The following is an 11,644-nucleotide window of genomic DNA, read 5'->3' as shown; positions in this document are numbered from 1 at the left end:
GGAAGGTGTGCCGGATGACCAGTACGGTCCCCGCGTCCTTGACCCGCACGGCCGAAGGCGCCGCCCTGCAGGCGGTCCTTCTCGACATGGACGGAACCCTGGTCGATACCGAGGGCTTCTGGTGGGACGTCGAGAAGGAGGTCTTCGCAGGCCTCGGGCACCGGCTGGAAGAGGCCTGGCGGGACGTGGTCGTCGGCGGTCCGATGACCCGCAGCGCCGGCTACCTCATCGACGTCACCGGCGCCGACATCCGGCTGGACCAGCTGACGGTGCTGCTCAACGACGGATTCGAGAAGCGCATCGAGCGCGGGGTGCCGCTGATGCCGGGCGCCGAGCGGCTGCTCGCCGAACTGGCCGCGTACGAGGTGCCCACCGCGCTCGTCTCCGCCTCGCACCGCCGGATCATCGACCGGGTGCTGGAATCGGTGGGCCGCCACCACTTCGCGCTCACCGTCGCCGGGGACGAGGTCGCCCGGACCAAGCCCCACCCCGAGCCCTACCTCACCGCGGCCGCGGGCTTCGGCGCCGACCCCTGGCGCTGTGCCGTCATCGAGGACACGGCGACCGGGGTGGCCGCCGCCGAGGCCGCCGGCTGCCGGGTCGTCGCCGTGCCGTCCGTCGCCCCGATCGCGCCCGCGGCCGGACGCGTGGTCGTCGGCTCCCTAGAAGAGGTCGACCTCGCCTTCCTGCGCAAGCTCATCACCCAGGCGGGCGGAACGGGCTGACCCGCACCGGGGGTGCGCCCGCGCCCGCCGCGCACTTGTGAACGAACCGCGGATTTTCTGGTCGTCCCCGTGTGCGTTCCGGCAACGTTCCGTGGATGTGGATCAGTTGCGGGTCGCATCTGTGAAGAGGTCCGTCAAGTGACCTTCCTCACCCGGGGGCCTCCGGAGGGCTGCCGGGATCGGGGGAGCTGTCCGTAATGGTGGGCGTATGTCACCCCGCCCGGTCGCCGGAGGCGCGGGAGCCACCGGCCGGACGGTCGGAGGTGTCACCCCCGGCTACTAGCTTTGATTCCTCACCTGCCGGGATGAGGGAGAACGTCCAGATGAACCGCAAGACCCTGGTGCTGCCGGCCGTCGTCGGCCTGCTCGCCCCCGTGCTCGCCGCCTGCGGCAGCACGGACAGCGGCGCCGGTGGCAAGGGAGCCATCGTCGTCGGCACCACGGACCAGCTCGTCGCCTCCAAGGAGAACCCCGCGCCGCTCGACCCGGCCATCGGCTACGAGGCGGGCGTCTGGAACGTCCTGCGGCAGACCGTGCAGACCTTGACCACGGTGCCGAGCGGCGGCGGCGAGCCGGTGCCCGAGGCCGCCCGCAGCTGCACCTTCACCGACACCGCGAACGAGAGCTACCGCTGCACCCTGCGGGCGGGCCTCACCTTCGCCGACGGGACGGCCGTCACCGCCGAGGACGTGAAGCACTCCATCCAGCGCGTCATCGACATCGACGCGGACAGCGGGCCGGTCGGACTGCTCGCCAACATCGACATGATCGAGACCAAGGGCGATGACCAGGTGATCTTCCACCTGAACGCGCCCGACGCGACCTTCCCGTACAAGCTCGCCACCCCCGCCGCCGGTATCGTCCCGAAGGCGCACTACCCGGCGAAGGAGGGGCGCACCGGCTTCCAGGTGAACGGCTCCGGCCCGTACACCATGAAGCCGCGGGTCGAGGACGGCCGGGTCGCCGAGATCGCCTTCACCAAGAACCCCTCGTACAAGGGCGAACTGAAGGTCCTCAACGACAAGGTCGAGATGGAACTGTTCCCCGACGCCGAGGCCATGGGCAAGGCGCTCGACGAGGAGAAGATCCACATGATGACCCGGGCGATGTCGCCCCAGCAGGCCCGCGACATGCTCGTGGAGCCGGAGGAGGGCGTCGAGCTCACCGAGCTGCCCGGCCTGGCCATCAGCTACATCGGGTTCGACACCAAGGATCCGGCGGTCAGCAAGCCCGTCCGGCAGGCCATCGCGCAGATCGTCGACCGGGGCGCGATCGCGGGCAAGGTGTACGGCACCACCGCCGAGCCGCTCTACTCGCTGATCCCGTCCAGCATCGCCGGGCACACCAACGCCTTCTTCAACAAGTACGGCGAGCCCAGCACCGCCAAGGCCCGGGCGATCCTCGACGACGCCGGGATCAGGACGCCGGTGAAGTTCACCCTGCACTACACCAGCGACCACTACGGCCCGGCCACCGCCAAGGAGTTCAAGGCGATCCAGCGGCAGCTGAACAGCTCGGGCCTCTTCGACGTCTCCGTCCAGGGCAAGGAGTGGTCGCAGTACCGTCCCGAGCAGAAGCGCGGCGACTACGCGGCCTACGGCATGGGCTGGTTCCCCGACTTCCCGGACCCGGACAACTACACCGCGCCCTTCCTGGACGAGAACAACTTCCTCAACTCGCCCTACCGCTCGCGCGAGGCGCAGAAGGTCCTCATTCCGCAGTCCCGCCGCGAGACCGACCGCACCGCCGCCGGCGCCACCTACGAGAAGCTCCAGGACATCGTCGCCACCGATGTCCCGGTGCTGCCGATCTGGCAGGGCAAGCAGTACGTGGCCTCCCGCGACGGGATCGCCGGCGTGGAGCGCTCCGTCAGCGCCACCTCCGAACTCCAACTGTGGGAGCTCAACCGGCCCAGCGTCTGAGACCCGACCGGAAAGCCGTCCGGCCCGTCCCCCTCCTTGGAACAGGAGGGGGACGGGCCGGACGGCTTCGTCGTGTGCGGGTGCGTGTGCGTTGTGGTGCGGGTGCTCGGGGCCGCTACTGCGCGCCGGGACGCACCAGCCCGCTCTCGTACGCGTACACCGCGGCCTGCACCCGGTCGCGCAGGCCCAGCTTCGTCAGCACGTGGCCCACATGCGTCTTGACCGTCGTCTCGCTGACGAACAGATCCGCTGCGATCTCCGCGTTGGACAGGCCCCGCGCCACCAGCTTCAACACCTCGACCTCACGGTCCGTCAGCGTGTGCAGGGCGTCCGGCACCGGGTCCTCACCGGACGGCAGGTGGTCCGCGTACTTGTCCAGCAGACGGCGCGTGATGCTCGGCGCGAGCATCGCCTCGCCCGCCGCCACCACCCGGATCGCCTGCACCAGCTCCGCCGCCGGAGCGTCCTTCAGCAGGAAGCCGCTCGCCCCGGCACGCAACGCCTCCACCACGTACTCGTCGAGATCGAAGGTGGTCAGCACCAGCACCTTCGCCGGGCCGTCCTTCCCGGGGCCGGTGATCTGACGCGTGGCCTCCACGCCGTCCATCCGTGGCATCCGGATGTCCATCAGCACCACATCGGGCTGCAGCGCCCGCACCTGATCGATGGCCTGCAGACCGTCACCGGCCTCACCGACCACCGCCAGATCGCCTTCGGCCTCCAGAATCATCCGGAAACCGGTGCGCAGCAGAGGCTGGTCATCGACCAGAAGGACGCGGATCGCCACAGGAACTCCTTAAGGGCCCTCAAGGGCCACGGCACGGCCGGCCTCGGCCCGGACCGGTCCCATTCTGCCCTGGCCATCCTCGCCCGAATCCGCAGGGCGGACCGACAGCGGATATACCGGGGGAGTCCCGCCGAATTCCGGGCACACCGCCTGGTGGTCGCACCAGCCGCACAGCTTCGTCGGCCGGGGCCGCCAGTCACCGGTCTCCGTCGCCAGCGAGATCGCCTCCCACAGCGCCAGCAGCTTGCGCTCCACCCGCTCCAGGTCCGCCACCAGCGGGTCGTACGTCAGCACGTCGCCGCTGCCCAGATAGACCAGCTGGAGGCGGCGCGGCACCACGCCCTTCAGCCGCCAGATCACCAGCGCGTAGAACGTCATCTGGAACAGCGGACCGTCGGAATACTCCGGCCGCGGCGCCTTCCCCGTCTTGTAGTCGACGATCCGGACCTCGCCGCTCGGCGCGACGTCCACCCGGTCGATCACCCCGCGCAGCCGCAGCCCCGACTCCAGCTCCGTCTCGACGAACAGCTCACGCTCCGCCGGCTCGAGGAGCGTCGGGTCCTCCAGCGAGAACCACCGGTCCACCAACCGCTCCGCCTCACCCAGCCAGCGCGTCAGGCGCTCCCCCCCGGTGTCCCCGGCGAACAGCTCGGTCAGCTCCGGCTTCGACTCCAGCAGCCGGTCCCACTGGCCGGGAATGAGCGCCCGCGCCCGCGGCGCCGTCCGGTCGGCCGCCGGTGCGTCGAAGAGCCGCTCCAGCACCGCATGGACCAGCGTGCCGCGGGTAGCCGCCTCGCTGGGCTTCTCCGGCAGCTTGTCAATGACGCGGAAGCGGTAGAGCAAGGGACACTGCATGAAATCGCTCGCCCGCGACGGCGACAGGGACGAAGGCGGCTGGGGCGGCCGCGGCACGGAAGTCATGTCTGAAGACCCTACGGCCCGCCACTGACAGCGAGCGGCATACCATCGACGGCAGACCCTCGCACACTGCATGATCGTGGCGAACGCCACTCACCGAACCGAAGGGACCCCGTGGACGACAGCGGCGACAGCGGGCGGCCGCAGCCCGGCGCAGGGGGAACGGCCCCCGGCGCCGATCCCGACAACGGCAAGCCGAAACGCCCCGCCGAGCCGGGCGGCGGCCTGCTCATGGGCCGGCCCTTCGGCGTGCCCGTCTACGTCGCCCCCAGCTGGTTCGTCGTCGCCGCGCTGATCACCTGGGTGTTCGGCGGCCAGCTCGACCGTGTGCTGCCCGAGCTGGGCGCCGCCCGCTACCTCGTCGCCCTGTTCTTCGCCATTGCCTTCTACGCCTCCGTGCTCGTCCACGAACTGGCCCACACGGTCGCCGCGCTGCGCTACGAGCTCCCCGTCCGCCGCATCCAGCTCCAGTTCTTCGGCGGAGTCTCGGAGATCGAGAAGGAGAGCGAGACACCCGGCCGCGAGTTCGTCCTGGCCTTCGTGGGACCGCTCCTGTCCCTGGTCCTCGGCGGCGTCTTCTACGGAGCGATGCAGCTCGTCGAGCCCGGCACGGTCCCCGGCGTCCTGGTCGCGGGCCTGATGATCTCCAACCTCATCGTGGCCGCCTTCAACCTGCTGCCCGGCCTGCCGCTGGACGGCGGCCGGATGCTCCGCGCCGTCGTCTGGAAGATCACCGGCAAGCCCATGAGCGGCACCATCGCCGCCGCCTGGGTCGGCCGCGGCCTCGCCGTCGTCGTCCTCGTCGGACTGCCGCTGCTCACCCACACCGGAGTACTCGGCGGCACCGCCCAGAAGATCGGCGGCGTCGAGACCGTCATGGACGCGCTGCTCGCCGCGATCCTCGCGGGCATCATCTGGACCGGCGCCGGGAACAGCCTGCGCATGGCCCGCCTCCGCGAGCACCTGCCCGACCTCCGGGCCCGCACCCTGACCCGTCGCGCCGTCCCCGTCGAGTCCGCCACCCCGCTCTCCGAAGCGCTGCGCCGGGCCAACGAGGCGGGCGCCCGCGCCCTCGTCGTCGTCGACGGACAGGGCAACCCCAAGGGCGTCGTCCGCGAGGCCGCCATCGTCGGCGTCCCCGAACACCGCCGCCCCTGGGTCGCCGTCAGCGGCCTCGCCCAGGACCTCACCGACGGCATGAAGGTCCCCGCGGAACTGGCCGGCGAAGCCCTCCTGGACCGGCTCAAGGCCACCCCCGCCACCGAGTACCTGGTCGTCGAGGAGACCGGCGAGATCTACGGAGTCCTCTCCACCGCCGACGTGGAGCGCGCCTTCGTCAAGGCCATGGCCCGCCCCGGCGCCTGACGGCCCTCCCGGACGGTCGACGGCCGCGGCCCGGGCGGTCGGCGGCCGGGGAATCACCGGTAGGCTGGTCACATGTCTGAACCGACCGGTGCCGCCCGCCGACGTGGGCCCTTCAAGGTCGGGGACCAGGTACAGCTCACCGACCCCAAGGGCCGCCACTACACCTTCACGCTCGAAGCCGGAAAGAACTTCCACACCCACAAGGGTTCTTTCCCGCACGACGAGCTGATCGGTGCTCCCGAGGGCAGTGTTGTCCGCACCACGGGAAACGTCGCCTATCTCGCGCTGCGCCCCCTGCTCCCCGACTACGTCCTGTCCATGCCCCGCGGTGCCGCCGTGGTCTACCCCAAGGACGCCGGCCAGATCCTGGCCTTCGCCGACATCTTCCCCGGCGCCCGGGTCGTGGAGGCCGGGGTCGGATCCGGCTCGCTCAGCACCTTCCTGCTGCGCGCCATCGGCGAGCAGGGCATGCTGCACTCCTACGAGCGCCGCGAGGACTTCGCCGAGATCGCCCAGCAGAACGTCGAGCGCTACTTCGGGTCCCCGCACCCGGCCTGGCAGCTGACCGTCGGCGACCTCCAGGACAACCTCTCCGACACCGACGTCGACCGCGTCGTGCTGGACATGCTCGCCCCCTGGGAGTGCCTGGAGGCCGTCTCCAAGGCCCTGGTGCCCGGCGGCATCCTCTGCGCCTACGTGGCCACGACCACCCAGCTCTCGCGCACCGTCGAGTCCATCCGTGAGATCGGCTGCTTCGCCGAACCGCAGCCCTGGGAGTCGATGATCCGCAACTGGCACGTGGAGGGGCTCGCCGTCCGCCCCGACCACCGGATGATCGGCCACACCGGCTTCCTGGTCACCGCCCGCCGCCTCGCGGACGGCGTCGAGCCGCCGCTGCGCCGCCGCCGCCCGTCCAAGGGCGCCTACGGCGACGACTACGACGGACCGGGCAGCCAGAGCGGCTCCGCCGCCTCCCGCGGCTGACCCGCCCAACGCACCGGCGCCGCCGTTCCGCCCGGATGTGAGGTGTGGCACGATGCTGGCCACCCCTCAGGGTGTTCCCACCCCTCACCGGGCTTCCAGGAACCATCAGGAGACAGACCGCGTGCAGACCCCCGCGCTCCCGGACCTCGCCCACACCGCCGCCAAGCCGGTGCACTGGCTCGCCACGGCCGCGGCGATGGCCGGGGTCGTCGCACTGGCCGGGCTGCTCCAGCCCCGTACGGCCACCGCGACCGCCACGGCCCCCGAGCAGCGGACCACCACGCAGCACGGCGTCCCCGCGCCCGCTCCCGACCCCGCCGGCGTGGAGTTCCCGCTGGAGTGCGGCGGTGCCGGGACGACCGTCGCGAAGAAGGCCTCCGGGGACCTCGACGGCGACGGACGGCCGGAAACCGTCGCCGTGGTGCACTGCGCCGCCGGATCGGGGACCCCGCCGGGCGGCATCTACGTCCTGACACGGAGCAGCGGGGCCGCGCCCCGGGTCGTGGCGACCCTGGTGGACCCCGCTGACGGGAAGACCGTCGGGGACTTCGCCGTACGCGACGGTCTCGTCTCGGCGACCCTGCTCGGCTACTCCTCGCTCGACGTGCCCCGCTGCTGCCCCGACCAGGAGGAACAGGCCTCGTGGCGGTGGAAGGGGAAGGCGTTCGTCCGCACCTCCGGAGACCTCGCGCGCAGCGTCTGAGCGCGCTCCGCGGGGCTCCGGCCGACGTCGGGGCGCGAGCCCCCGTACCGGCTAGCCGGCGTCGGGTCCGTACACCTCGACGCTGTCCTTGACGCGCCGCACGTGGATGCAGTCCCCGGGGCACTCCTTGGCCGAATCGACGACGTCCTGGAGGAGCGGCAGCGGCACGGGCGTCGTCGCCCCCGGGCTCTGCAGGAGCTCGTCGTCGCCGCTCTTCACATAGGCCAGGCCGTCGATGTCCAGCTCGAAGACGTCGGGGGCGTACTGCACACAGATGCCGTCGCCCGTACAGAGGTCCTGGTCGATCCAGACCTCCAGGTCCTGCGTGTCACTGTCGCCCGGCGAGTCCTGCTGCACGGTCATGTGTCCTGCCGTTCCTGCGTATCTGAACCAATTGGAGCCAGCCCTGACGGGTGTTGAACAGTTCGACGATACAACCGGCGGCTTTCCGGTGGCGCAGGGTGGGTATTCCCTTGACGTGAGGGAGAGCGCAAGGGTGAAGATCGGACACGCCCCGCAGTCTTTGTGATCTAGGGGTTTCAATCACCACCCACCCAGGTAGGGTCAGGAAGCGTCCAGCTCCCCATGGAGGAGGTGAGGACCGTGGCAGCCCACGACGACGACATCAACCGCGGCATCCGGCCCGCGCGAGGGTCAGAGGACCCAGCCGGCCAGGTTGCCTATCTCGAGCAGGAGATCGCCGTCCTGCGACGTAAGCTCGCCGACTCTCCGCGTCACTCGAGGATTCTCGAAGAGCGGATCGTCGAGTTGCAGACGAACCTGGCAGGCGTGTCCGCACAGAACGAGCGGCTCGCCAACACGCTCCGTGAGGCGCGTGACCAGATCGTGGCCCTCAAGGAGGAGGTCGACCGGCTCGCGCAGCCCCCGGCCGGCTTCGGCGTCTTCCTGCAGGCCAATGAGGACGGCACGTGCGACATCTTCACCGGGGGCCGCAAGCTCCGGGTGAACGTCAGCCCCAGCGTCGAGCTGGAGGACCTCCGGCGTGGCCAGGAGGTCATGCTCAACGAAGCGCTCAACGTGGTCGAGGCCATGCAGTTCGAGCGCGCCGGGGACATCGTCACCCTCAAGGAGATCCTCGAGGACGGCGAGCGCGCCCTGGTGGTCGGGCACACCGACGAGGAGAGGGTGGTGCGGCTCGCCGAGCCGCTGCTGGACATCACCATCCGCTCCGGCGACGCCCTGCTCCTGGACTCCAGGTCGGGTTACGTCTACGAGGTGGTCCCCAAGAGCGAGGTCGAGGAGCTCGTCCTCGAAGAGGTCCCGGACATCGACTACGGCAAGATCGGCGGCCTGGGCGACCAGATCGAGCTGATCCGCGACGCGGTCGAGCTTCCGTACCTGCACCCCGACCTCTTCAAGGAGCACGAGCTCCGCCCGCCGAAGGGCATTCTGCTCTACGGTCCGCCCGGCTGTGGCAAGACCCTCATCGCCAAGGCCGTCGCCAATTCGCTCGCCAAGAAGGTCGCCGAGGTCACCGGGCAGCCCACGGGGAAGAGCTACTTCCTCAATATCAAGGGCCCCGAGCTCCTCAACAAGTACGTCGGCGAGACCGAGCGGCACATCCGCCTGGTCTTCCAGCGTGCGAGGGAGAAGGCGAGCGAGGGCACCCCCGTCATCGTCTTCTTCGACGAGATGGAGTCCCTCTTCCGCACTCGCGGCAGCGGCGTCAGCTCGGACGTGGAGAACACCATCGTCCCGCAGCTGCTCGCCGAGATCGACGGTGTGGAGGGCCTGGAGAACGTCATCGTCATCGGCGCCTCCAACCGCGAGGACATGATCGACCCCGCCATCCTGCGACCCGGCCGTCTTGATGTGAAGATCAAGATCGAGCGTCCGGACGCCGAGGCGGCGAAGGACATCTTCGCGAAGTACCTGACCCCGGGGCTCCCGCTGCACGCGGACGATCTGGCCGAGCACGCCGGCTCCCGGCCGGCCGCCGCCCATGCCATGATCCAGTCCGTCGTGGAGCGGATGTACACGGAGTCCGAGGAGAACCGCTTCCTGGAGGTCACGTACGCCAACGGCGACAAGGAAGTCCTCTACTTCAAGGACTTCAACTCCGGCGCGATGATTCAGAACATCGTCGACCGGGCGAAGAAAATGGCCATCAAGGCATTCCTGGAACAGGGCCAGAAGGGACTGCGGGTCGCTCATCTCCTGCAGGCCTGCGTGGACGAGTTCAAGGAGAACGAGGACCTGCCGAACACGACCAACCCGGACGACTGGGCCAGGATTTCCGGCAAGAAGGGTGAGCGGATCGTCTTCATCCGCACACTCGTCACCGGAAAGCAGGGTGCGGACACCGGGCGCTCCATCGATACGGTGGCCAATACCGGCCAGTACCTGTAATACGCGGACCGGCTGCGGAAGCCCTCAAGGGCCTCCGCAGCCGGTTTCATTCCCCCGTTCCGGCCGTGCCGGAGCAATGTCGTAATGGAGCTCCCCACCGGCGCAGAGGCGCTCTAGGCTCTGCGGTACCGCCGAGTCGCGCAGTGCGGTGACGGGCACCGCACACGCACCGGACACAGCAGCGGTACTTGAGCGTCGTCCCCGGAGGGGGCCGACGCCGGGCAAGGAGGGCCGCATGACCGTACGGCGAGTAATGGGCATCGAGACGGAGTACGGGATCTCCGTCCCCGGCCACCCCAACGCCAATGCCATGCTCACCTCGTCCCAGATCGTCAACGCCTACGCGGCGGCGATGCACCGGGCGCGCCGCGCCCGCTGGGACTTCGAGGAGGAGAACCCGCTGCGTGACGCGCGAGGCTTCGACCTCGCCCGGGAGACCGCCGACTCCAGCCAGCTGACCGACGAGGACATCGGCCTGGCCAATGTCATCCTCACCAACGGCGCACGGTTGTACGTCGACCACGCGCACCCCGAGTACAGCTCCCCGGAGATCACCAATCCGCGCGACGCGGTGCTCTGGGACAAGGCCGGCGAACGGATCATGGCGGAGGCGGCCGAGCGGGCGGCCGCCATCCCGGGCGCGCAGCCGATCCACCTCTACAAGAACAACACCGACAACAAGGGCGCCTCCTACGGCACGCACGAGAACTACCTCATGCAGCGGGAGACGCCGTTCTCGGACATCGTGCGCCATCTGACGCCGTTCTTCGTCTCGCGCCAGGTCGTCACGGGCGCGGGCCGGGTCGGCATCGGCCAGGACGGCAACGAGCACGGCTTCCAGATCAGTCAGCGCGCCGACTACTTCGAGGTCGAGGTCGGGCTGGAGACCACGCTCAAGCGCCCCATCATCAACACCCGGGACGAGCCGCACTCCGACGCGGAGAAGTACCGCCGGCTCCATGTGATCATCGGCGACGCCAACCTCTCGGAGATCTCCACCTATCTCAAACTCGGCACCACGTCCCTGGTGCTGTCCATGATCGAGGACGCCTTCATCGGCGTCGACCTCGCGGTCGACCAGCCGGTGCGCACCCTGCACCAGGTCTCCCACGACCCGGACCTGCGGCAGCTGATCACGCTCCGCAGCGGCCGGACGCTCACCGCGGTCCAGCTCCAGATGGAGTACTTCGAACTGGCCCGCAAGTACGTCGACGAGCGGTACGGCGCGGACGCCGACGAGCAGACCAAGGACATCCTGGTCCGCTGGGAGGACACCCTCAACCGGCTGGAGACCGATCCGATGAGCCTGTCGGGCGAGCTGGACTGGATCGCCAAGCGGGAGCTGATGGAGGGCTACCGCCGCCGCGACGGGCTGGACTGGGACGCGTCCCGGCTGCACCTGGTGGACCTCCAGTACGCGGACGTACGGCCCGACAAGGGCCTGTACAACCGCCTGGCGGCCCGCGGGAAGATGAAGCGCCTCCTGGACGAGGACGAGGTCACCAGGGCCCGCGCGAAGCCCCCGGAGGACACCAGGGCCTACTTCCGCGGGCGCTGCCTGGAGCAGTACGCCGACGACGTCGCGGCGGCCTCGTGGGACTCGGTGATCTTCGATCTGCCGGACCGCGACTCCCTGCAGCGGGTGCCCACCCTGGAACCGCTGCGCGGCACGAAGGAACACGTCAAGGACCTGCTGGACCGCTGCCGGACGGCGGAGGAGCTGGTCCGGGCGCTGTCGGGCGGCTGAAAGGCCTCCGGGCTGGGAATCAATCACCTTGAGGCGCGGGCGTTGCACCAACTACCGGGTCAAATGTCGGACCCCGTGGGTAGGGTCTGATCAAGAGCTTCGATTGCTTCGAACCGAGCGGGG

General features: G+C 69.8%; 10 protein-coding genes. 7 read left to right on the top strand and 3 right to left on the bottom strand.

The window, feature by feature from the left end; translation table 11 throughout:
* The first annotated feature begins 14 nt into the window (after positions 1-14).
* Both ACH4RG_RS30495 and ACH4RG_RS30490 read left to right on the top strand, forming a co-directional pair.
* Complete coding sequence (locus ACH4RG_RS30495; RefSeq protein ID WP_397922734.1) at positions 15-725, top strand: HAD family hydrolase; 711 nt, start codon at positions 15-17, stop codon at positions 723-725.
* Positions 726-1,048: 323 nt separating this feature from the next.
* Positions 1,049-2,647, top strand: a complete 1,599-nt coding sequence (locus tag ACH4RG_RS30490) for an ABC transporter substrate-binding protein (RefSeq protein ID WP_397922736.1) — start codon at positions 1,049-1,051, stop codon at positions 2,645-2,647.
* 115 nt (positions 2,648-2,762) lie between these two features.
* Here ACH4RG_RS30490 and ACH4RG_RS30485 read toward each other — a convergent pair whose 3' ends face one another.
* Together ACH4RG_RS30485 and ACH4RG_RS30480 are read right to left on the bottom strand one after the other, a co-directional pair.
* Complete coding sequence (locus ACH4RG_RS30485) at positions 2,763-3,434, bottom strand: response regulator transcription factor (protein WP_003970158.1); 672 nt, start codon at positions 3,432-3,434, stop codon at positions 2,763-2,765.
* Positions 3,435-3,443: 9 nt separating this feature from the next.
* Positions 3,444-4,289 (bottom strand): RecB family exonuclease, encoded by an 846-nt coding sequence (locus ACH4RG_RS30480; RefSeq protein WP_398540536.1) that lies wholly within the window; start codon positions 4,287-4,289, stop codon positions 3,444-3,446.
* Positions 4,290-4,466: 177 nt separating this feature from the next.
* Between ACH4RG_RS30480 and ACH4RG_RS30475 the strand changes: the two genes are divergently transcribed.
* The 3 genes from ACH4RG_RS30475 (at position 4,467) to ACH4RG_RS30465 (ending at position 7,404) form a co-directional block, all read left to right on the top strand.
* Positions 4,467-5,717, top strand: coding sequence for a site-2 protease family protein (locus tag ACH4RG_RS30475; RefSeq protein ID WP_397922740.1), 1,251 nt, complete (start codon positions 4,467-4,469; stop codon positions 5,715-5,717).
* A gap of 72 nt (positions 5,718-5,789) precedes the next feature.
* The gene (locus tag ACH4RG_RS30470; protein ID WP_097866996.1) at positions 5,790-6,701 is read left to right on the top strand and encodes a tRNA (adenine-N1)-methyltransferase; all 912 of its coding nucleotides are present in this window, start codon (positions 5,790-5,792) and stop codon (positions 6,699-6,701) included.
* A 121-nt stretch (positions 6,702-6,822) separates the two neighbouring features.
* Positions 6,823-7,404, top strand: coding sequence for a hypothetical protein (locus ACH4RG_RS30465; RefSeq protein ID WP_397932097.1), 582 nt, complete (start codon positions 6,823-6,825; stop codon positions 7,402-7,404).
* A gap of 51 nt (positions 7,405-7,455) precedes the next feature.
* On the opposite strand, the gene ACH4RG_RS30460 is transcribed toward ACH4RG_RS30465, so the two are convergent.
* Entirely contained in the window at positions 7,456-7,767 is a 312-nt protein-coding gene (locus tag ACH4RG_RS30460; protein WP_265602516.1) for a ferredoxin, read from the bottom strand.
* A 240-nt stretch (positions 7,768-8,007) separates the two neighbouring features.
* Here ACH4RG_RS30460 and arc point away from each other — a divergent pair, with 240 nt between their 5' ends.
* Together arc and dop are read left to right on the top strand one after the other, a co-directional pair.
* On the top strand, positions 8,008-9,774 hold the full coding sequence (arc, locus tag ACH4RG_RS30455; RefSeq protein WP_398540535.1) for a proteasome ATPase: 1,767 nt from the start codon (positions 8,008-8,010) through the stop codon (positions 9,772-9,774).
* Between the two features lie 235 nt (positions 9,775-10,009).
* On the top strand, positions 10,010-11,521 hold the full coding sequence (gene dop, locus ACH4RG_RS30450; protein WP_397922746.1) for a depupylase/deamidase Dop: 1,512 nt from the start codon (positions 10,010-10,012) through the stop codon (positions 11,519-11,521).
* Positions 11,522-11,644: the final 123 nt, after the last annotated feature.

It is taken from the genome of Streptomyces sp. NPDC021019 (assembly GCF_044333295.1).
Classification (GTDB): Bacteria; Actinomycetota; Actinomycetes; order Streptomycetales; family Streptomycetaceae; genus Streptomyces.
Note: the sequence above shows the minus strand (reverse complement) of the source record. Positions and strands in the feature narration are given on the sequence as shown.

Bases quoted from the DNA above. Each gene is read 5' to 3' on its own strand.
- ACH4RG_RS30470 (WP_097866996.1), top strand. From the start codon at position 5,790: ATGTCTGAACCGACCGGTGCCGCCCGCCGACGTGGGCCCTTCAAGGTC.
- ACH4RG_RS30460 (WP_265602516.1), bottom strand. From the start codon at position 7,767: ATGACCGTGCAGCAGGACTCGCCGGGCGACAGTGACACGCAGGACCTG.
- ACH4RG_RS30490 (WP_397922736.1), top strand. From the start codon at position 1,049: ATGAACCGCAAGACCCTGGTGCTGCCGGCCGTCGTCGGCCTGCTCGCC.
- ACH4RG_RS30495 (WP_397922734.1), top strand. From the start codon at position 15: ATGACCAGTACGGTCCCCGCGTCCTTGACCCGCACGGCCGAAGGCGCC.
- dop (WP_397922746.1), top strand. From the start codon at position 10,010: ATGACCGTACGGCGAGTAATGGGCATCGAGACGGAGTACGGGATCTCC.
- ACH4RG_RS30480 (WP_398540536.1), bottom strand. From the start codon at position 4,289: ATGCAGTGTCCCTTGCTCTACCGCTTCCGCGTCATTGACAAGCTGCCG.